We start from the raw sequence: 20,778 nt of genomic DNA, 5'->3' as shown, positions 1-20,778 counted from the left end.
CATGAGTCACCTTGAAGCACGCGCCGGGCATCCGGTCGCCGGGCAGCCGGAAGTATCGATCATCATCCCCGTGTACAACGAGGAAGACGGCCTCGCCGCGCTGTTCGCGCGGCTGTATCCGGCGCTCGACGCACTCGACACGTCATACGAAGTGATCCTGATCAACGACGGCAGCCGCGACCGCTCGGCCGCGATGCTCGCCGATCAGTTCCACGTACGTCCCGACACGACGCGCATCGTGCTGCTCAACGGCAACTACGGCCAGCACATGGCGATCCTCGCCGGCTTCGCGCAATCGCGCGGCGAGATCGTCATCACGCTCGATGCCGACCTGCAGAACCCGCCCGAGGAAATCGGCAAGCTGATCACGAAGATGCGCGAGGGCTACGACTACGTCGGCTCGATCCGCAAGCAGCGCCAGGACAGCCTGTGGCGGCGCAAGGCGTCGCAGATGATGAACCGCCTGCGCGAGCGCATCACGCGCATCAAGATGACCGACCAGGGCTGCATGCTGCGCGCGTACAGCCGCCGCATCATCGACACGATCAACGTGTGCGGCGAAGTCAACACGTTCATCCCCGCACTCGCGTATACGTTCGCGCAGAATCCGACCGAGATCGAGGTCGCGCACGAGGAGCGCTTCGCCGGCGAGTCGAAGTACTCGCTGTACAGCCTGATCCGGCTGAACTTCGACCTCGTGACGGGCTTCTCGGTCGTGCCGCTGCAGTGGCTGTCGTTCATCGGCGTGATCCTGTCGATCGGCTCCGCCGCGCTGTTCGTGCTGCTGCTCGTGCGCCGCTTCATCGTCGGCGCGGAAGTGCAAGGCGTGTTCACGCTGTTCGCCATCACGTTCTTCCTGCTCGGCGTGATCATCTTCGCGCTCGGCCTGCTCGGCGAATACGTCGGCCGCATCTACCAGCAGGTGCGCGCACGGCCGCGCTACCTGATCCAGGCCGTGCTCGAACAGCACGACGGCGTGCCGGCGGTGCCGGCCGGCGCAAACCGCTCGGGGGCCACGCAATGAAGCCACGCGCAGTCGTCTTCGCCTATCACAACGTCGGCGTGCGGTGCCTGCAGGTGCTGCTCGCACGCGGTGTCGACGTCGCACTCGTCGTCACGCACGAGGACAACCCGAACGAGAACATCTGGTTCGGCAGTGTCGCGTCCGTCGCGGCCGAGCACGGGATTCCGGTCATCACGCCGGCCGATCCCGCCGATCCGGCGCTGCGCCACGCGGTATCCGACGCGCAGCCCGACTTCATCTTCTCGTTCTACTACCGGCACATGCTGCCGGTGGACCTGCTCGCGATCGCACCGCGCGGCGCGTACAACATGCACGGTTCGCTGCTGCCGAAATACCGGGGTCGGGTACCGACCAACTGGGCGGTGCTGAACGGCGAAACCGAAACCGGCGCGACGCTGCACGAGATGGCCGCCAAGCCCGACGCGGGTGCAATCATCGGACAGACCGCGGTGCCGATCCTGCCGGACGACACGGCCACGCAGGTGTTCGACAAGGTCACGGTAGCCGCCGAGCAGACGCTCTGGCGCGTGCTGCCCGCACTGCTCGCGGGCGAGGCGCCGCACCTGCCGAACGATCTCGCCACCGGCAGCTACTACGGCGGGCGCAAGCCCGAGGATGGCCGCGTCGACTGGTCGAAGCCGGCCGCGCAGGTCTACAACCTGGTGCGCGCGGTCGCGCCCCCGTATCCGGGCGCGTTCACGGACGTCGACGGCACGCGTTTCGTGATCGCGCGCGCGCGCCTCGCGGCACCCGGCAGCGCGGCGGCGGCGGCCGCGGCGGATTTGCCGCCCGGCCTGCACGTAAGCGATAATGCGCTATTCGGCGTCTGCGGCGACAGCCGCGCCCTATCCATTCTCGAGCTGTGGCAGCAGCGCGACGGCAGCGAAACCGTCGTGACGCCCGCGGAATTCGCGCAGTTCATTCATTCTTCCCGTCATTCATGAAAGCAAAAAAAGTCCTGATCCTGGGTGTGAACGGCTTCATCGGCCATCACCTGTCCAAGCGCATTCTTGAAACCACCGATTGGGAAGTGTTCGGCATGGACATGCAGACCGATCGACTGGGCGACCTCGTCAACCACGAGCGGATGCATTTCTTCGAAGGCGACATCACGATCAACAAGGAGTGGGTCGAGTATCACGTGAAGAAGTGCGACGTGATCCTGCCGCTCGTCGCGATCGCGACGCCCGCCACCTACGTCCAGCAGCCGCTGCGCGTGTTCGAACTCGACTTCGAGGCGAACCTGCCGATCGTGCGCTCGGCCGTCAAGTACGGCAAGCACCTCGTGTTCCCGTCGACCTCCGAGGTCTACGGCATGTGCTCGGACGAACAGTTCGACCCGGATGCGTCGGCCCTCACCTACGGCCCGATCAACAAGCCGCGCTGGATCTACGCGTGCTCGAAGCAGTTGATGGATCGCGTGATCTGGGGCTACGGGATGGAAGGCCTGAACTTCACGCTGTTCCGTCCGTTCAACTGGATCGGCCCGGGCCTCGACTCGATCTACACGCCGAAGGAAGGCAGCTCGCGCGTCGTCACGCAGTTCCTCGGCCACATCGTGCGCGGCGAGAACATCAGCCTCGTCGACGGCGGCTCGCAGAAGCGCGCGTTCACCGACATCGGCGACGGCATCAGCGCGCTGATGAAGATCATCGAGAACAAGGACGGCGTCGCGTCGGGCAAGATCTACAACATCGGGAATCCGAAGAATAACTTCTCGGTTCGCGAGCTCGCGCACAAGATGCTCGAACTGGCGGCGGAATTCCCCGAGTACGCCGATTTGGCCAAGCAGGTGAAGCTCGTCGAGACGACGTCCGGCGCCTACTACGGCAACGGCTACCAGGACGTGCAGAACCGCGTGCCGAAGATCGACAACACGATGCAGGAACTCGGCTGGGCGCCGCAAGCGACGTTCGACGACGCGCTGCGCAACATCTTCGAAGCGTATCGCGGCCACGTCGCCGACGCGCGCGCGCTCGTCGAACAGCAAGGCTGATCGGGACGTTCGCTTGGCTCGCATCGTCCTCAAGATCGACGTCGACACGCTGCGCGGCACGCGCGAAGGCGTGCCGAACCTCGCGCGCATCTTCGACCGCTTCAGTGCGCGCGCGACCTTCCTCTTCAGTCTCGGCCCGGATCACACGGGCTGGGCGCTGCGGCGCGTGTTCCGCCCCGGCTTCCTGAAGAAAGTGTCGCGCACGTCGGTGGTCGAGCACTACGGCGTGAAGCAGCTGATGTACGGCGTGCTGCTGCCGGGCCCCGACATCGGCCGCCGCGCGATCGCCGACATGCGCGCGATTCACGAGGCCGGCTTCGAATGCGGGATCCACACGTGGGATCACGTGTACTGGCAGGACAACGTCCGCGTGCGCGACCGCGACTGGACCGCGCGTGAAATGCAGAAGAGTCACGCGCGCTTCATCGAAATCTTCGGCGCGCCGCCCGTCACGCACGGCGCAGCGGGCTGGCAGATGAATGATTCCGCGTTCGAGCAGATCGACGCGTGGGGCATGCGCTATGCGTCCGATGGTCGCGGCCACTCGCCGTACCTGCCGGTCGTCGATGGCCGCACGCTGTCGCACGTGCAGATGCCTACCACGCTGCCGACGCTCGACGAAGTGCTCGGCATCGACGGCGTCGACACGCACAACGTCGCTGCGCACATCCTCAAGTTCACCGAAACCAATCCGCACGACCAGGTGTTCACGCTGCATGCGGAACTGGAAGGCCAGAAGCTCGCGCCCGTGTTCGAGCAACTGCTCGCCGGCTGGCGTGCGCAAGGCCACACGTTTGCGACGATGGGCGACTATCACGCGACGCTGGACCGCGACTCGCTGCCATCGTACCCTGTCACGTGGGGCGAAATCCCCGGCCGCTCCGGCGAACTGATCGTCCAGCCCGACTGAGTTCGCCCAGGCGCACGCCGGCGCCGCTCTCCAGACCTTCCAGCACAGTTGCCGCCGCGCGCCACCCGCGCGCATCGCGGCCGCTGTGCGCTTCCATAACAACAGGAGAAACACGTGTCCGTCGAAGTTGACCGTCAAGTTCCCGATTTCACCGCACCGGCCACGGGCGGCGACATTTCGCTGTCCGACCTGAAAGGCAAGAAACTCGTGCTGTACTTCTATCCGAAGGACAACACGCCGGGCTGCACGACCGAAGGGCTGCAGTTCCGCGATCTCTATCCGAAGTTCAAGAAAGCCGGTGCGGAAGTCATCGGCGTGTCGCGCGACAGCCTGCGCTCGCATGACAATTTCAAGGCAAAGCTCGAACTGCCGTTCCCGCTGATTTCCGATGCCGACGAAGCGCTGTGCGCGCTGTTCGATGTCATCAAGATGAAGAAAATGTATGGCAAGGAAGTGCGTGGAATCGAGCGCTCGACGTTCCTGATCGACGCCGACGGCGTGCTTCGCCAGGCATGGCGCGGCATCAAGGTACCGGGTCATGTGGACGACGTGCTAAGTGCTGTACAAGCGCTTTGAGGCGCGTTATATTGGGCCGCAATGAATGCCAGTTCGCCCCATATTTCTCGTAGCTGCGCCGGTGCTCGTTGCGATGCTTGCCGGCACCTGACGCGCATTACGACGGTATCAGCCGAGCCGCATGCCTCTTTCGTCGAGGCAGCGGCTTTTTTTATGGATTGCGCGCCGGCCCTCGGTCCGGCCCTCACCGCGTCAAGGAGCTGACCGACACCTAGGCGAACCGGCTAGACGAACTTCCTGTGCGCCACCGCGCGCAAACTGCATGCGTCTACGTCACGCAGGATGCGATCAGCGGCGCACGCCATGCGACACGATTCCTCCCGAGGGACACCATGCCTTTGCCTACCCCCCCCAGCAAGCTCGGCAGCCTGCTGCCGCCCGACGAATACAAGGCGAAAGCGCGGCCCGCGAAAGCCGCGAAGAAATCCGCCGAAGGGGACGCATCCACAGCCGGTGACTTTGGTCCGGCTAGCGTGGCCCAACCGATGACCGAAGCCGCGAACACGGCCGCGCCGCTGCGCGCCGTCGCATCTTCGGCGCAAGACACCGCAAGCGCACCCGCACGCGGTCGCAAGACCAAGCAGACGGCTGCCCTGCTGCAGCCGATGCCGGCCACCGCCGAACCCGCGGCACCGGTCGTCGCACGCAACGACAAACCGGCTGCCGACAAACCGGCCGCCGCCCCCGCGCGCGATACCGGCGCCGCGACGAAGTCGCGCAGCCGCAAGCCCGCCGAAGCCGAACTGCAGAAGCTGTTCGTGCTCGACACCAACGTGCTGATGCACGACCCGAGCAGCCTCTTCCGCTTCGAGGAACACGACGTCTATCTGCCGATGATGACGCTCGAGGAACTCGACAACCACAAGAAGGGGATGTCCGAAGTCGCGCGCAACGCACGCCAGGTCAGCCGCACGCTCGACGCGCTCGTCGCCGATGCCGGCGCGATCACGGCCGGCATTGCGCTGTCGCGCCTCGGCAGCCGCGAGGCGCTCGGCCGCCTGTACTTCCAGACGAAGCTCGCCAACATTCCGCCCGTCGAAGGCTTGCCCGAAGGCAAGGCCGACAACCAGATCCTCGGTGTCGTGCGCGCGCTGCAGCGCGACCGGCCCGACCGCCAGGTCGTGCTGGTGTCGAAAGACATCAACATGCGAATCAAGGCGCATGCGCTCGGCCTGCCCGCGGAAGACTACTTCAACGACCAGGTGCTCGAGGATTCGGATCTCCTGTACAACGGCGTGCGCGAACTGCCGCAGGACTTCTGGACCAAGCATGCGAAGGGCATGGAGAGCTGGCAGGACACGAAGACGGGTACCACGTACTACCGCGTGACGGGCCCGCTCGTCGCGTCGATGCTCGTCAACGAGTTCGTCTATCTCGAGCCGCAGAACGGCGAGCCGACGTTCCATGCGATCGTCCGCGAACTGAACGGCAAGACGGCACTGCTGCAGACGCTGCGCGACTACAGCCACCACAAGAACAACGTGTGGGGCATCACCGCGCGCAACCGCGAGCAGAACTTCGCGCTGAACCTGCTGATGAACCCGGAGATCGACTTCGTCACGCTGCTCGGCCAGGCCGGCACCGGCAAGACGCTCGTCGCGCTCGCGGCCGGCCTCGCGCAGGTGCTCGACGACAAGCGCTACAACGAGATCATCGTGACGCGCGCGACCGTGCCCGTCGGCGAGGACATCGGTTTCCTGCCCGGTACCGAGGAAGAGAAGATGCAGCCGTGGATGGGCGCATTCGACGACAACCTCGAAGTGCTGCAGAAGACCGACGACGCTGCCGGCGAATGGGGGCGTGCCGCGACGCAGGAACTGATCCGTTCGCGCCTGAAGGTCAAGAGCATGAACTTCATGCGCGGCCGCACGTTCGTCGACAAGTACCTGATCATCGACGAAGCGCAGAACCTGACGCCGAAGCAGATGAAGACGCTCGTCACGCGCGCGGGCCCCGGCACGAAGATCGTGTGCCTCGGCAACATCGCGCAGATCGACACGCCTTACCTGACCGAAGGCAGCTCGGGCCTGACCTATGTCGTCGACCGCTTCAAGGGCTGGGGCCACAGCGGCCACGTGACGCTCGCGCGCGGCGAACGCTCGCGGCTCGCCGACTACGCGTCCGACATCCTGTAATCACGCGTTGTGCCGGCCCGTCGGCCGGCACCCGACGCCTCGCGGCGCTCCGTTTCCGGAGCGCCGTTTTTATTTGGGGTCGAAATCACAAGTAACACATCGTCACGCAACACCCCGGTTTACGCGCGAAACTTCAAGTAAATTCTCAAGAATGGTTGCTTAAGCCCCGCCGGAGCGTCTACCATCGGGTCTGTCTGTTGTCATACGATTCGCGAGCGTGCCGCGCTCGCCCGCCTTGCCATGCTTCGAATCTCGGTTCCCGTTGCTGTCGTTTCACTGCTTGCGGCCTGCTCCAGCGTGCCGCCGCAGTCGGCATCGCGCCCCGATTCGGGCATGAGGATCACGACGCCGCGCGCGTTCCCCGCCCCCGCCAATTTCCCGAAGTTCGTCGATCACAGCGTCGGCCAGGAAGAAATTTCGATCCAGGCGATGAGCCTCGTCGGCGTCCCGTATCGCTGGGGCGGCAACACGCCGACGAGCGGCTTCGACTGCAGCGGGCTCGTGCGCTACGTGATCGGCCGTGCGGCCGACGTGAACCTGCCGCGCACGACCGCCGACATGAGCGGCCGCGGCGTGTCGATCGACCCCGACCAGATCGCGCCGGGCGACCTGATCTTCTTCAATACGACCGGACGGCCGCATTCGCACGTCGGCATCTATGTCGGCAAGCTGCGCTTCGTCAACGCGCCGTCGACGGGCGGCACCGTGCGGCTCGACTACCTGACGAACCCGTACTGGGCCAAGCGTTTCGACGGCATTCGCCGCGTCGCGCCGCCGCGCGGGGCGCCTACGCCGTTCGATGCGCCGACCTACGAGGCGAAGCGTGACGAGCCGCGCAGCGCGCCGATCGTTGCGCCCGCCCCGGTGGTCATGACTGCCGCCGCGCCGCGACAGCCAGCCTATGCACCGCCTCAACCTGCCGCGAGCCAGGCACCCGCACCAGTCATGCCGGCCACGCAGGTCGCATCGACCGCAGCGGTTGCCCCCGCAGCCGCGTCGGCCGACCCGTATGAACCGCCGCCGCGCATGCAGGCCGCTCAGCAGCAGGCAACATCCACGACTGATGGCTCGGGCACCGCCGCCATGACGGCGAATACCGCGCCGGCCGACCCGGCCGAGGTCGGCACACGGATTCCGACGACGGCCCTGACGGCTGCCCAGGCTGCCGCATTCGATGCGGAGCCGCCGCCCGCCGTCGCGGCAACGTCACCGCGCAGCGCCGAGCCCGCCCCCGTCCAGGTATTGCGCGCGTCGACGCAATCCGCCCCCGTCAGCCCGCGCACCGCTACCGCAGACGATCCGATTGCACGGTTCGCGAACGGAAGCTACTGACCCGCTTCGCCCGCCACGCCGGCCACCTCGGCCCGCATCCGTTGCTCACCGTCCGTCACGAACGCCCAACCCCAAATGAAAATGCGCCGCAGCCTTTCGGCTTGCGGCGCATTTCATGTCGATCCGTCAGTGTCGGTCGGTGATCAGAAGATCCGGTGGCCGAGCCACCATCCGCCGGCCGCGAACAGCGCGGACGCAGGCAGCGTCAGCACCCATGCCCACACGATATTGCCGGCCACGCCCCAGCGCACGGCCGACAGCTTTTGCGTCGCGCCGACGCCGACGATCGCGCCGGTGATCGTGTGCGTGGTCGACACCGGAATGCCGAGGAACGACGCGAGGAACAGCGTCATCGCACCGCCGGTTTCCGCACAGAAACCGCCGACCGGCTTGAGCTTCGTGATCTTCTGGCCCATCGTGCGCACGATGCGCCAGCCGCCGAACAGCGTGCCGAGGCCCATCGACAGGTAGCACGCGCCGATCACCCACGCAGGCGGCGCATCGGCGGTCGCCGATGCATAGCCCGACGCGATCAGCAGCATCCAGATGATGCCGATGGTCTTCTGCGCGTCGTTGCCGCCGTGGCCGAGGCTGTACAGCCCGGCCGACAGCAGTTGCAGCCGGCGGAAGCGCCGGTCGACCTTGCTGGGCGCGGTGCGGAAATACAGCCACGACACGCCGAGCATGAACAGCGAGCCCAGGATGAAGCCGAGCAGCGGCGAAATGAAGATGAACGCGATGGTCTTCAGCAGCCCGTCGATGTTCAGCGAACCCCAGCCGGACTTCGCGAGCGCCGCGCCGACGAGGCCGCCGATCAGCGCGTGCGACGAGCTCGACGGAATCCCGTAGTACCAGGTGATCACGTTCCAGCCGATCGCGCCGACCAGTGCGCCGAATACGACGTAGTGGTCGACGATCTCGGGATCGATCGTGCCTTTACCGACGGTCTGCGCGACTTTCAGGTGGAAGATGAAATACGCGATGACGTTGAACGCCGCCGCGAACACGACGGCCTGCTGGGGCTTCAGCACCCCGGTGGACACGACGGTGGCGATCGAGTTCGCCGCGTCGTGAAAGCCGTTCATGAAGTCGAATACGAGCGCGACGAGCACCAGCGTCGCGACCATCCATAGGGCGAGTTGTATCGAATGCATCGTGGTCCGCTCAGGCGTTTTCCAGCACGATGCCTTCGATGATGTTCGCGACGTCTTCGCACTTGTCGGTGATCTCTTCGAGCAACTCGTAGATCGCCTTCAGCTTGATGAGCGTCTTCACGTCGTCTTCCTCGCGGAACAGCTTCGACATGGCCGCGCGCAGCACACGATCAGCCTCCGACTCCCAGCGGTCGATCTCCTCGCACTGCTTGAGGATCTGCGCCGACTGCTTCATGTCGGACAGCAACCCGACCGCCTGCTGCACGTGCTGTGCCGACTGCGTGACGATGTGCGCGAGCTGGCTCGCCTCGGACGTGACGGAACGTACGTCGTACAACGACACAGCCGTTGCGACGTCTTCCATCAGGTCGAGGATGTCGTCCATCGTCGTGATCAGCTTGTGGATCTCGTCGCGATCGAGCGGCGTGATGAAAGTCTTGTGCAGCAGATCGATCGTTTCGTGCGTCAGCTTGTCTGCGGCCTTCTCGGCCGTCTGCACGTTTTGCTTGTGAATCTCGGCATCGGCGAGATTGTCGATCAGCAGTTCGAGCTCGCGGCCACCGGCAACGATGTACTTCGCGTGCGCATTGAAAAGTTCAAAGAACTTGCCCTCGGTGGGCATGAATCGACCGAACATGGGATTCCTGAGAGATTGTCAAACTACTGTCACGAAAACGGGCGACATTGTACCGTTTCCGGTCGCGACACGGCGCGCGCATATACGCGCGCCGGGATTGAATACAACGCTTGGCGAAATAAGGGTTTACTTCCGGCGCTACTCGCCGTGGAAGTTCTGCGCCCCGGCGAAATTATCGAATTTCGTGTATTGACCCAGGAACGTGAGCCGAACGGGGCCGATCGGACCGTTACGCTGCTTGCCGATGATGATTTCGGCCGTGCCCTTGTCGGGGCTGTCCGGGTTGTAGACTTCGTCGCGGTAAATGAACAGGATCACGTCCGCATCCTGTTCGATTGCGCCAGATTCACGCAAATCCGACATCACCGGCCGCTTGTTCGGGCGCTGTTCGAGGCCACGGTTCAGCTGCGACAGCGCGATCACCGGTACATCGAGTTCCTTCGCGAGGCTCTTCAGCGATCGCGAGATTTCCGAGATTTCGGTCGCGCGGTTCTCGCCCTGCGACGAACCCGACATCAGCTGCAGGTAGTCGACGATGATCAGGCCGAGCTTGCCGCATTGCCGTGCAAGACGCCGCGCGCGCGAGCGCAATTCCATCGGGTTCAAGCCGCCCGTCTCGTCGATGAAGAGCTGCGCCTCGCTCATCTTCTGCACCGCGTGGGTCAGCTTCGGCCAATCTTCGTCCGTCAGGCGGCCCGTCCGCATCCGGTGTTGGTCGAGCCGGCCGATCGAGCCGAGCATCCGCATCACAAGCTGGGTGCCCGGCATTTCCATCGAGAACACCGCGACCGGCAGCCCGTACTCGACCGCGACGTATTCGCCGATGTTCATCGAGAGCGCGGTCTTGCCCATCGACGGACGCCCCGCGACGATGATCAACTCGCCGCCGTGCATCCCGGAGGTCATCCGGTCGAGATCGACGAAGCCCGTCGGCGTGCCCGTGACGTCGCTCGGGTTCGCGGTGTGGTACAGCGTGTCGATGCGCTCGACGACCTGCGTGAGCAGCGGGCCGACCTCGAGGAAGCCCTGGTTGCCGCGCGCGCCCTCTTCGGCGATCGAGAACACCTTCGACTCGGCTTCGTCGAGCAGTTGGCGGACTTCCTTGCCCTGCGGATTGAACGCGTCGGCCGAGATTTCGTCGGCGACCGACACGAGCCGGCGCAGCACCGCACGGTCGCGTACGATTTCCGCATAGCGGCGGATGTTCGCCGCGCTCGGCGTGTTCTGAGCAAGTGCGTTCAGGTACGCGAGCCCGCCGACGTCGTCGGCCTTGCCGGACGTGACCATCGCTTCATACACGGTCACGACGTCGGCCGGGCGCGTCGACGCGATCAGGCGGCCGATGTGCTCGTAGATGATCCGGTGGTCATAGCGGTAGAAATCACCCTGCGACAGGAAGTCGGCAATCCGGTCCCATGCCGCGTTGTCGAGCAACAGGCCGCCGAGTACCGACTGCTCGGCTTCGACCGAATGCGGCGGGACTTTCAGCGATTCGATTTGGGGATCTTGCGGCGCGTTCATGGGTTGGGATTATCGCGAATTACACAGGACGGCGCCATACCGGCCACCAGTGATGCGGCAATAAAAAAGGCAGGCCCCGGTTGCCCGGGCGCCTGCCCTTGTCCGGACGGCGGAAGCCGCCCGGAAAGCTTGCATACGCTTACGCGTGGTCGCCGATCACGTTGACCGTGATGTCGACGATGACGTCGGTGTGCAGTGCAACCTGGACGCCGTGCTCGCCGATCATCTTCAGCGGGCCTTCCGGCATGCGAACTTGCAGCTTCTCGACTTCGAAACCTGCCTTCTTCAGCAGTTCCGCGACGTCGCCGTTCGTGACCGAGCCGAACAGACGGCCGTCAACGCCCGACTTCTGCGTGATTTCGAACGACTGGCCGTTCAGCTTCTCGCCGACTGCCTGCGATGCTGCCAGCTTTTCAGCGGCGATCTTTTCGAGTTCAGCGCGGCGAACTTCGAATTCGGCGATCGCTTCCTTCGTTGCACGGCGAGCCTTGCGGTTCGGGATCAGGAAGTTGCGAGCGTAACCGTCCTTGACCTTGACGATATCGCCGAGGTTGCCCAGATTGGCGACTTTTTCCAACAGAATGATTTGCATTCGAATTCTCCTTATTGCGTCGCCTGATTACGCCTTGTGCTGATCGGTGTACGGCAGCAGCGCGAGGAAACGCGCACGCTTGATTGCCGTGTCCAGCTGACGCTGATAGTGCGACTTCGTACCCGTCAGACGAGCCGGCGTGATCTTGCCGTTTTCGCCGATGAAGTCCTTCAGCGTATCCGTGTCCTTGTAGTCGATCTGGTCGACGCCTGCGGCCGTGAAACGGCAGAACTTCTTGCGCTTGAAGAGCGGGTTTTGTTGCTGACGACGCTTGTCGAATTTCTTACCAGTCGGGCGGGGCATGATTTCAGTCCTTTCCAATGTCCTGCAATGCTGTGATGTGAAACACCAAGGTTCTCGCGTTGCGGCTTTTCTTTGCCAGGAAGCCCGTGAACAGCGTTTCGACGCCCATTTCACGACTCTCCAGCCTGCCGCTCGCCTCACCGGCCGCCACTGCCTCGATCGTCATTTCGACCTGACGGGGAATGCCTGCTTCGACGACTTCCGTGCGGTGATGCAATGTGGCGCTTGCGATCGGAACACCTGCCGGCGTATATCGCACCGGTGCGCGTTCGACGACGCTTGCCGTCAATTGCAACCTGTTCACGTGAGTGACGCGCTCCTTGATGGCTTAATGAATGACGAACTTAAGCCTGCGCTTCGGTCGGCTGAGCTGCAGCCGCCTTCTTGGCTTCTTCGCGCTGAACTTCCTTCATCATCGGCGACGGGCCGGTTTCGGCCTTCTTCATCTTGACGATGAGGTGACGCAGCACGGCGTCGTTGAACTTGAACGCGTGTTCGAGTTCGTCGAGCGTCGTCTGGTCGCACTCGATGTTCATGCAGACGTAGTGAGCCTTCGCGAGTTTCTCGATCATGTAGGCCAGTTGGCGACGGCCCCAGTCTTCGACGCGGTGGATCTGACCGCCGTGCGACGCGATCGTGGTCTTGTAACGCTCGATCATCGCGGGCACTTGCTCGCTTTGATCGGGGTGCACGATGAATACGATTTCGTAATGACGCATTACACACTCCTTGTGGATTGAAGCCACCCGGGCGTCTGAACCGGTGTGGCAAGTGAGAAGCCGAAGATTCTAACCCGGATACGGGGCATGTGCAAGGTCGATTGACGATTTCCCGCCAGATTCGGCCGTGTTTTCAACGACTTGAGCGGCGTGGGGCGGCATGCGGCGCCGAAACAGGCCGGCGAGCGGCCGTTTCAAGTTCGGGGTCGGATCGTTTGCCGGTGCGATCTGTGCCGGCTGCCCGCCTTCCGGCGGGCCGATGCGGGCGCCCATGCCCGCCTCTCTCCCCTATCGGCGACGCAGGCGCCGGCCCTGCCGTTATTCGCTGCGCGCCCCCGCGAGCCGCGCGTCGAGCGCGGTCCTGAAGGCGGCCAGTGCCGGCGCTTCGGCGTCGGTCACGGCCCACCACGTCATCCCCGCAGCGTCCCAGCGGTCGAGCGCGTAGCCCTGCGACACGGTCGCGTACGGCGCCTGCGCGTTACCTGCGCCGGCCGGCCGCACGTAGACGTCGATCACGTGCTGCCGGTAGCGGTACACGAGCACCGCGACACGGCGATGCCCGACGTAATCGAGCCGGCCGCCCACCAGCGCGAAGCCGCTCGCGGCGAGATCCTCGACCGGCGGCGCATAGTCGAGCCGGCCGTTGAACCACGGCTTCACCGTGTGCCGGTCGGTCGAGATCACGTCGATGTCGCGCGCCGACAGGCCCGCTCGCACGTGGCTCGCAACGAGTTCGTCGACCGTGCGATCGGTTTCGGCGTGGCGCGCGGTGAGCGCCATCCCGGCCGCCGCGGCCAGCGCGACCATCAGCGCCACCCCCCAGCCGAGCCCCGGCAGCGCCGCAACGCGCGGCCCCGGGCCGGCGGGCGCCGGCCGCGTCGACATGCCGCGCCCACCCGGCCACGCGAACCAACGGGGGCCGCGCGGCTGCGGCTGCGGCTGCGGCTGCGGCTGCGGCTGCGGCTGCGACTGCGGCTGCGGCTGCGGCTGCGGCTGCGGTCGGGCTTCGGGCCGGGGTGCCGGTTCCGGGCGGGACAGCACCCCGACGCTCGTCTCCTCCACCACTGGCAGGCTCGCGAGAATGCGCGCCCGCAGTTCGTCCGGCGCCCGATGGTAGTCGGCCTGCCGCACGGCCCGCCCCAGCGTGACGATCCGTGCGCGCTCGCGGCGGCACGCTTCGCACCCTTCGACATGCTGCTGGACCCGCAACGCATCGGGCGCCGACAGCTCGCGGTCGACGTCCGCGTCCAGCAACGCTCGCGCTTCGTTACAGTCCATCGATCGCCTCCGATGCGGTTCCGCCCGCCGGCCTACGGCCCGGCCTGCCTTCGGCCGCCGGTGCCGGCGCGCCGCCCAGCAACGCGGCGAGCTTGCGCCGGCCGCGTGCCAGCCGCGACATCACCGTGCCGACCGGCACGTCCGCGATCGCCGCAATCTCGCGGTAGCTCAAGCCCTCCATCTCGCGCAGCACGAGCACCTCGCGGTATTCAGGCGCCAGCTTCGCGAGCGCCTCGTTCACGAGCCGCACGTTCTCGCCACGCAGCAGGTGCGCGAGCGGATCGTCGGTGGCCGGTTGCCAGTCGTCGGGCACGTCGGTGTCGTCGAGCGTGTCGGGCAGCGCGACCTCGTGCGCATGCGTGCGGCGACGCCATTCGGTGTACCAGGTGTGGCGCACGATCGTCAGCAGCCACGGCCGTGCGTTGTCGCCGCGGCACGAATCGACGAAGCGCAGCGCGCGCATGCACGCATCCTGGACGACGTCGTCCGCATCGCCGGCGCTGCCGCTCAGCCAGCGCGCGAGGTTGTACGCGGCGTCGAGATGCGGCAGCACGAGCGCGCGAAACCGCTCGCCGCGCGCAACCGCGTCGTCCGCCGACCGCTCATCGACCGCCTGTCCGGCTTGCCCCACATGGCCTCCCTGGTCCCGGCGGCCGAAGCCGCGCCCGTTCCGCGCACGGTGCCCGGACAGACCGGCAACGTGCGCGCTCGATGACCTTACCGCCGTTGCGTCGAGTTTATTCCCGCGCCGTGCGCCGGAAGCGTAAAAAAATCGTCGGGCGATCCAGTGGCCGGCCGGTCGCGCCGGTTACGGCGTGGTGCTCCAGTAACCGGGGCGGGCGTAAGCGGCACGCAGGTAGTCGATGAAGTAGCGCACTCGCGCCGGCACGTAGCGCTGCTGCGGGTAGACCGCGAGGATGTCGTAGTCGGGCAGCGCATACTCGTCGAGCACGGTCTCGAGCTCGCCCGTCTCGAGCTGCGCGGCGATTTCCCACGTCGAGCGCCAGCCGAGCCCGAGACCTTCGGCCACCCAGCGGTGCAGCAGTTCGCCGTCATTGCAGTCGAGATTGCCCGCCACGCGCATCGTCGCGATCTTGCCGTGGCGCTGGAAATACCAGCCGCGGTTCTGCCCGCCCTGCAGGTTGAACGCGAGGCAGTTGTGCTTGAGCAGGTCGTCGAGCGACTTCGGCCGGCCGTGCCGGCGGAAATACTCGGGCGTGCCGCACACGACGCGCCGGTTCGACGCGAGCTTCACCGCGACGAAGTTCGGATCGACGGCGCCACCGATCCGGATCGACAGGTCATAGCCTTCGCGCACGAGATCGACGACGCGGTCGGTCAGGTTGAACGACAGCTGCATCTCGGGCTTGTCGACCAGAAAGCCCGGCGCGTGTGGCGCGACGTGCTTGCGCCCGAACGCGGCCGGCGCGGACACGATCAGGTGCCCGCTGACCGCGCGTCGTCCGGCGGCCAGCTCGTTCTCGGCCTGATCCCATTCGGACAGGAGGCCGCGGCAGCGCTCGAGGAACGCGGCGCCCTCCTCGCTGACCACCAGCCGCCGCGTCGAGCGGTACATCAGCTTCACGCCGAGACGCTTTTCGAGCGCGTCGATGCGCCGCCCGAGCACGACCGGCGACACGCCCTCCTCGAGCGCCGCCGCCGCGAGGCTGCCGGCATCGGCGACCCGCACGAACGTCTCGATCTGCTTGAAGCGATCCATCTCCCGTCTCCGTCTCTGTTCCGGCACCGGCGGAAAGCCCCGCCCGGCCGTCATTCCATACTTTTAGTTTCGAAAAAAGCGACTTCGGCTGATCTTATCAAACCTTTCCTGCGTCCCTAAAGTGTTCCCAACAGACCCATTTGCAAGATCCACCCCATTCAAGGAGACATTCATGGCCAAGATGAGAGCCGTCGACGCAGCTGTGCTCGTGCTCGAGAAGGAAGGCATCCAGACCGCGTTCGGCGTGCCGGGTGCGGCGATCAACCCGTTCTACTCCGCGATGCGCAAGTCGGGCGGCATCAGCCACGTGCTGGCGCGCCACGTCGAAGGCGCATCGCACATGGCCGAAGGCTTCACGCGAGCCGCCCCGGGCAACATCGGCGTGTGCATCGGCACGTCGGGCCCCGCCGGCACCGACATGATCACGGGCCTCTACTCCGCTTCCGCCGACTCGATTCCGATCCTCGCGATCACGGGCCAGGCACCGCGTGCCCGCCTGTACAAGGAAGACTTCCAGGCCGTCGACATCGAATCGATCGCGAAGCCCGTCACGAAGTGGGCCGTCACCGTGCGCGAGCCGGCGCTCGTGCCGCGCGTGTTCCAGCAGGCCTTCCACCTGATGCGCTCGGGCCGGCCGGGCCCGGTGCTGGTCGACCTGCCGATCGACGTGCAGCTCGCCGAAATCGAATTCGACATCGACACGTACGAACCGCTGCCGGTCTACAAGCCCGCGGCCACCCGCGCGCAGATCGAGAAGGCGCTCGCGATGCTCAACGACGCGGACAAGCCGCTGATCGTGTCGGGCGGCGGCGTGCTCAACGCGGCGGCGGAAGACCTGCTCGTGCAGTTCGCCGAAACGATCGGCGTGCCGGTGATCCCGACGCTGATGTCGTGGGGCGCGATTCCGGACGACCACCCGCTGATGGCCGGCATGGTCGGCCTGCAAACGTCGCACCGCTACGGCAACGCCACGATGCTCGCGTCCGACTTCGTGCTCGGCATCGGCAACCGCTGGGCGAACCGCCACACGGGCAGCGTCGAGGTCTATACGAAGGGCCGCAAGTTCGTGCACGTCGACATCGAGCCGACGCAGATCGGCCGCGTGTTCGGCCCGGATCTCGGCATCGTGTCCGACGCGAAGGCAGCATTGGAACTGTTCGTCGCCGTCGCGCAGGAATGGAAGGCGGCCGGCAAGCTGAAGGACCGCAGCGCATGGGTCGCCGACTGCCAGGCACGCAAGCGCACGCTGCAGCGCAAGACGCACTTCGACAACGTGCCGGTCAAGCCGCAGCGCGTGTACGAAGAGATGAACAAGGTGTTCGGCCGCGATACCTGCTACGTCAGCACGATCGGCCTGTCGCAGATCGCCGCCGCGCAGTTCCTGCACGTGTTCAAGGCACGCAACTGGATCAACTGCGGCCAGGCCGGCCCGCTCGGCTGGACGATCCCCGCCGCGCTCGGCGTGCGTGCGGCCGATCCGAGCCGCCCGATCGTCGCGCTGTCCGGCGACTACGACTTCCAGTTCATGATCGAGGAACTGGCGGCCGGCGCGCAATTCAAGCTGCCGTACGTGCACGTCGTCGTGAACAACTCGTACCTCGGGCTGATCCGCCAGGCGCAGCGTGCATTCGACATGGACTACTGCGTGCAGCTCGCGTTCGACAACGTGAACGCGCCGGAACTGAACGGCTATGGCGTCGACCACGTGGCCGTCGCGGAAGGTCTCGGCTGCAAGGCGCTGCGCGTGTTCAAGCCGGAAGAGATCGAGCCGGCGCTGCGCCAGGCGCAAACGCTCGCGGAAGAGTTCAGCGTGCCGGTGGTCGTCGAAGTGATCCTCGAGCGCGTGACGAACATCTCGATGGGCACCGAAATCGACGCGATCAACGAATTCGAGGATCTCGCCGAAAAGGCCGAGCACGCACCGACCGCGATCTCGATGCTCGACTGACCCGCACGACATTTTTGACTGACTGACCGACCGAAGAGGCTTAGCTCATGCCGAAGTTTGCTGCAAACCTGACCATGCTGTTCAACGAAGTGCCGTTCCTCGACCGCTTCAAGGCGGCCGCCGATGCGGGCTTCGACGCCGTCGAGTTCCTGTTCCCGTATCCGTACGCGAAAGAGGAACTCGCCGAGCGGCTCGAGACGCATCGCCTGCGCCTCGTGCTGCACAACCTGCCGGCCGGCAACTGGGACCAGGGTGAACGCGGCATCGCGTGCCTGCCCGATCGCGTCGGCGAATTCCAGGAAGGGGTCGGCCGTGCGATCGAGTACGCGAAGGCGCTGAAGGTGCCGCAGCTGAACTGCCTCGTCGGCATCCCGTCGGCGAGCACCGCGCGCGACAAGACGTTCGTCACGATCGTCGACAACCTGCGCTTTGCCGCCGATGCACTCAAGCGCGAAGGCATCCGCCTGCTCGTCGAGCCGTGCAACAGCTTCGACATCCCGGGCTTCGCACTGAACCGCTCGTCGGAAGGGCTCGACGTGATCCGCGCGGTCGGCTCGGACAACCTGTTCCTGCAGTACGACATCTATCACATGCAGCGCATGGAAGGCGAACTGGCCGCGACGATCGAACGCAACCTCGCATCGATCGGCCACGTCCAGCTCGCGGACAACCCGGGCCGCAACGAGCCGGGCACGGGCGAGATCAACTACGCGTTCCTGTTCGCGCTGCTCGACCGGCTCGGCTATGCCGGCTACGTCGGCTGCGAATACAAGCCCCGCACCACCACGACGGAAGGCCTCGGCTGGCTGCAAAGCGTCGCCGGCTGCGCAGCCGGTTCGGCGCGCCGCGCCGCCTGAGCACCGCCCTTCCCGCATACGCCCCTATAGGAGACTTTCACATGGCAACCATCGGTTTCATCGGCCTCGGCATCATGGGCGCGCACATGGCGCGCAACCTGCTCAAGGGCGACCACCAGCTCGTCGTGAACGGCGCATTCCCGATCCCGGACGACCTGCGCGCGAGCGCGAAGGTCGTCGCGAACTCGACCGAAGTTGCGCAGAACGCGGACATCATCATCGCGATGGTGCCGGATACGCCTGACGTGCGTAACGTGCTGTTCGCCGACGACGGTGTCGCGAAGGGCCTGACGGCCGGCAAGCTCGTGATCGACATGAGCTCGATCTCGCCGCTCGACACGCAGGAATTCGCGAAGCAGATCAACGCGCTCGGTTGCGACTACCTCGACGCGCCGGTGTCCGGCGGCGAAGTCGGCGCGCGTGAAGCGACGCTGACGATCATGGTCGGCGGCCCGGAGGCGGCATTCGAGCGCGCGAAGCCGCTGTTCGAGAAGATGGGCAAGAACATCACGCTCGTCGGCGACAACGGCGCGGGCCAGACCTGCAAGGTCGCGAACCAGATCATCGTCGCGCTGAACATCGAAGCCGTCGGCGAAGCGCTGCTGTTCGCCGCCCGCTCGGGCGCGGATCCGGAGCGCGTGCGCCAGGCGCTGATGGGCGGCTTCGCCGCCTCGCGCATCCTCGAAGTGCACGGCGCGCGGATGACGAAGCGCACGTTCGATCCGGGCTTCCGCATCGAGCTGCACCAGAAGGACCTGAACCTCGCGCTCGACGGCGCACGCAAGCTCGGCCTCGCCTTGCCGCACACGGCCAGCGCGCAGCAGCTGTTCAGCGTGTGCGCGGCACACGGCGGCAAGGCATGGGATCACTCGGCGCTCGTGCGTGCGCTCGAGATCATGTCGAACTTCGAGATCGAGAAGACCGCAGGCTGAACGCGGGCCGCTTCGCGCGGCCGCCTTCGTGCGATGCAGGAACGCGCTGTCCGTCGCGATGACGGACACGCGAATGACACACGTGACCGGCACGGCCGGTCACATCGATGCGCGACGTACTCGCGCATCACGGTGGGGCGCCCCGCCGCGCATCGCTAATCGCGTGCGCGACGGGGCGAAAAACGCCGCTCTGGGCTGAGAGCGGCGTGGTGGGGTCCGCAGCGGCACCCGGCGGCGCCGGGGAAGCCTTGGTCGGTCAGACGTCGTCGTCGGGTGTCCGCCTGTCGGATTTCGCGTATTACATTTCTTTACGTTCAAGCTTGCGATTTTTCATGCAATCGTCGCGCTGAACGCCTACACTTTCGCCACGCCTTTCGAGAAAACCGCCGCGCTTGCGTTCACCTCCGGTGACCGCGCCCAGCGCGGTGTTTTTTTCGCCACTTCACGGCGCGTTTTCTTTTCAACCACCTAAGGAGTGCAACGATGGGTCTTCTTTCGTTTATCAAAGAGGCGGGTGAAAAACTGCTGGGTCATGCCGACGCACAAGCAGCGGAAGATCCGAATGCCGCAAACCAGACCGCGGCCGATGCCATCAAGAACTACATCAACACGCAGGGTCTCGATACGTCGAACCTGACCGTGGCGTTCGACGGCGCATCGCGCACCGTGACGCTGTCGGGCAGCGTCGCCGACCTCGACACGAAGGCCAAGGTCAAGGTCGCGGCCGGCAACGTGCAGGGCGTCGCGGGCGTCAACGACGACGATCTGCAGCCGGACGATCCGGAAGTGCAGTACCACGACGTGCAGCCGGGCGACACGCTGTCGGCGATCGCCAAGGAAGTCTACGGCGACGCGAACAAGTACCCGGTGATCTTCGAGGCGAACAAGCCGATGCTGTCGAGCCCGGACCGGATCTACCCGGGCCAGAAGCTCGTGATTCCGCCGCAGTCCTGAGCATTCTTGCCGGACTGACGGACGCAAAAAAGGCAGGCCGATGGCCTGCCTTTTTTCATGGTGATGACCCATCCTGAAATAGGTTGACACTTTTTCGCCGAGGCGAGGAGGTGCCAGATGGAGCAAGGGATCAAGCGGACGCAGCGGGACTACAGCCTGGCTTTTAAGCTGTCGGTGGTGGTGCAAGTCG

Annotated in this window: 21 protein-coding genes and 1 pseudogene; 11 read left to right on the top strand and 11 right to left on the bottom strand. The window is 65.4% G+C overall.

The genetic code is table 11. From position 1 onward, the window contains the following. Position 1 precedes the first annotated feature (1 nt). The 5 genes from LGN19_RS11075 (at position 2) to LGN19_RS11055 (ending at position 4,506) form a co-directional block, all read left to right on the top strand. Complete coding sequence (locus tag LGN19_RS11075; protein WP_226214607.1) at positions 2 to 1,024, top strand: glycosyltransferase; 1,023 nt, start codon at positions 2 to 4, stop codon at positions 1,022 to 1,024. Further along, positions 1,021 to 1,968: a formyltransferase gene (locus LGN19_RS11070; protein ID WP_226214605.1), complete on the top strand. Its 948-nt coding sequence runs from the start codon at positions 1,021 to 1,023 to the stop codon at positions 1,966 to 1,968. The genes LGN19_RS11075 and LGN19_RS11070 overlap by 4 nt, the downstream gene beginning before the upstream one ends. Next, positions 1,965 to 3,020 carry a bifunctional UDP-4-keto-pentose/UDP-xylose synthase gene (locus LGN19_RS11065; protein WP_122945589.1) on the top strand — a complete coding sequence of 352 codons (1,056 nt, stop codon included), beginning with the start codon at positions 1,965 to 1,967 and terminating at the stop codon, positions 3,018 to 3,020. The genes LGN19_RS11070 and LGN19_RS11065 overlap by 4 nt, the downstream gene beginning before the upstream one ends. A 13-nt stretch (positions 3,021 to 3,033) precedes the next feature. Continuing rightward, positions 3,034 to 3,930 (top strand): polysaccharide deacetylase family protein, encoded by an 897-nt coding sequence (locus LGN19_RS11060; RefSeq protein WP_174961019.1) that lies wholly within the window; start codon positions 3,034 to 3,036, stop codon positions 3,928 to 3,930. 114 nt (positions 3,931 to 4,044) lie between these two features. Next, complete coding sequence (locus LGN19_RS11055; RefSeq protein ID WP_006756046.1) at positions 4,045 to 4,506, top strand: peroxiredoxin; 462 nt, start codon at positions 4,045 to 4,047, stop codon at positions 4,504 to 4,506. A 192-nt stretch (positions 4,507 to 4,698) separates the two neighbouring features. Here LGN19_RS11055 and LGN19_RS11050 read toward each other — a convergent pair. Continuing rightward, positions 4,699 to 4,943 (bottom strand): annotated as a pseudogene (locus tag LGN19_RS11050) (hypothetical protein); the annotation flags it as partial. Between LGN19_RS11050 and LGN19_RS11045 the strand changes: the two are divergent. Both LGN19_RS11045 and LGN19_RS11040 read left to right on the top strand, forming a co-directional pair. After that, positions 4,839 to 6,641: a PhoH family protein gene (locus LGN19_RS11045; protein WP_226214600.1), complete on the top strand. Its 1,803-nt coding sequence runs from the start codon at positions 4,839 to 4,841 to the stop codon at positions 6,639 to 6,641. The pseudogene LGN19_RS11050 and the gene LGN19_RS11045 sit on opposite strands and share 105 nt — an antisense overlap. A 240-nt stretch (positions 6,642 to 6,881) precedes the next feature. Further along, the gene (locus LGN19_RS11040; protein ID WP_226214598.1) at positions 6,882 to 7,973 is read left to right on the top strand and encodes a C40 family peptidase; all 1,092 of its coding nucleotides are present in this window, start codon (positions 6,882 to 6,884) and stop codon (positions 7,971 to 7,973) included. Between the two features lie 143 nt (positions 7,974 to 8,116). On the opposite strand, the gene LGN19_RS11035 is transcribed toward LGN19_RS11040, so the two are convergent. From LGN19_RS11035 to LGN19_RS10990, 10 genes are all read right to left on the bottom strand, one after another. After that, a complete protein-coding gene (locus tag LGN19_RS11035; protein ID WP_174956030.1) occupies positions 8,117 to 9,127 on the bottom strand; it encodes an inorganic phosphate transporter in 1,011 nt (336 codons plus the stop codon). A gap of 10 nt (positions 9,128 to 9,137) precedes the next feature. Then, positions 9,138 to 9,764 (bottom strand): DUF47 domain-containing protein, encoded by a 627-nt coding sequence (locus tag LGN19_RS11030; RefSeq protein ID WP_226214596.1) that lies wholly within the window; start codon positions 9,762 to 9,764, stop codon positions 9,138 to 9,140. 138 nt (positions 9,765 to 9,902) lie between these two features. Further along, positions 9,903 to 11,285: a replicative DNA helicase gene (locus LGN19_RS11025; protein WP_048246838.1), complete on the bottom strand. Its 1,383-nt coding sequence runs from the start codon at positions 11,283 to 11,285 to the stop codon at positions 9,903 to 9,905. A gap of 139 nt (positions 11,286 to 11,424) precedes the next feature. Continuing rightward, on the bottom strand, positions 11,425 to 11,877 hold the full coding sequence (gene rplI / locus LGN19_RS11020) for a 50S ribosomal protein L9 (protein WP_226214594.1): 453 nt from the start codon (positions 11,875 to 11,877) through the stop codon (positions 11,425 to 11,427). A 27-nt stretch (positions 11,878 to 11,904) separates the two neighbouring features. Further along, on the bottom strand, positions 11,905 to 12,180 hold the full coding sequence (gene rpsR / locus LGN19_RS11015; RefSeq protein WP_128848718.1) for a 30S ribosomal protein S18: 276 nt from the start codon (positions 12,178 to 12,180) through the stop codon (positions 11,905 to 11,907). Positions 12,181 to 12,184: 4 nt separating this feature from the next. Continuing rightward, positions 12,185 to 12,484, bottom strand: a complete 300-nt coding sequence (gene priB / locus LGN19_RS11010; protein WP_011657069.1) for a primosomal replication protein N — start codon at positions 12,482 to 12,484, stop codon at positions 12,185 to 12,187. A gap of 40 nt (positions 12,485 to 12,524) precedes the next feature. Next, the gene (rpsF, locus tag LGN19_RS11005) at positions 12,525 to 12,899 is read right to left on the bottom strand and encodes a 30S ribosomal protein S6 (RefSeq protein ID WP_174914751.1); all 375 of its coding nucleotides are present in this window, start codon (positions 12,897 to 12,899) and stop codon (positions 12,525 to 12,527) included. A gap of 318 nt (positions 12,900 to 13,217) precedes the next feature. Further along, positions 13,218 to 14,177: an anti-sigma factor family protein gene (locus LGN19_RS11000; RefSeq protein ID WP_226214592.1), complete on the bottom strand. Its 960-nt coding sequence runs from the start codon at positions 14,175 to 14,177 to the stop codon at positions 13,218 to 13,220. Then, positions 14,167 to 14,808 (bottom strand): RNA polymerase sigma factor, encoded by a 642-nt coding sequence (locus LGN19_RS10995; protein WP_226214590.1) that lies wholly within the window; start codon positions 14,806 to 14,808, stop codon positions 14,167 to 14,169. The genes LGN19_RS11000 and LGN19_RS10995 overlap by 11 nt, the downstream gene beginning before the upstream one ends. Positions 14,809 to 14,985: 177 nt before the next feature. Continuing rightward, positions 14,986 to 15,897, bottom strand: a complete 912-nt coding sequence (locus LGN19_RS10990) for a LysR family transcriptional regulator (RefSeq protein WP_122945597.1) — start codon at positions 15,895 to 15,897, stop codon at positions 14,986 to 14,988. Positions 15,898 to 16,069: 172 nt separating this feature from the next. On the opposite strand from LGN19_RS10990, the gene gcl reads away from it, so the two are divergent. The 4 genes from gcl to lysM all read left to right on the top strand — a co-directional run bounded on the left by gcl (position 16,070) and on the right by lysM (position 20,588). Further along, positions 16,070 to 17,845: a glyoxylate carboligase gene (gcl, locus tag LGN19_RS10985; RefSeq protein WP_122945598.1), complete on the top strand. Its 1,776-nt coding sequence runs from the start codon at positions 16,070 to 16,072 to the stop codon at positions 17,843 to 17,845. A gap of 47 nt (positions 17,846 to 17,892) precedes the next feature. Next, entirely contained in the window at positions 17,893 to 18,702 is an 810-nt protein-coding gene (gene hyi / locus LGN19_RS10980; protein ID WP_043188167.1) for a hydroxypyruvate isomerase, read from the top strand. A 41-nt stretch (positions 18,703 to 18,743) separates the two neighbouring features. Beyond that, positions 18,744 to 19,634: a 2-hydroxy-3-oxopropionate reductase gene (locus LGN19_RS10975; RefSeq protein WP_174961028.1), complete on the top strand. Its 891-nt coding sequence runs from the start codon at positions 18,744 to 18,746 to the stop codon at positions 19,632 to 19,634. 483 nt (positions 19,635 to 20,117) lie between these two features. Next, on the top strand, positions 20,118 to 20,588 hold the full coding sequence (lysM, locus tag LGN19_RS10970) for a peptidoglycan-binding protein LysM (RefSeq protein WP_122945600.1): 471 nt from the start codon (positions 20,118 to 20,120) through the stop codon (positions 20,586 to 20,588). Positions 20,589 to 20,778: the final 190 nt, after the last annotated feature.

The organism is Burkholderia sp. AU30198 (assembly GCF_020419825.1).
GTDB lineage: Bacteria > Pseudomonadota > Gammaproteobacteria > Burkholderiales > Burkholderiaceae > Burkholderia.
Note: the sequence above shows the minus strand (reverse complement) of the source record. Positions and strands in the feature narration are given on the sequence as shown.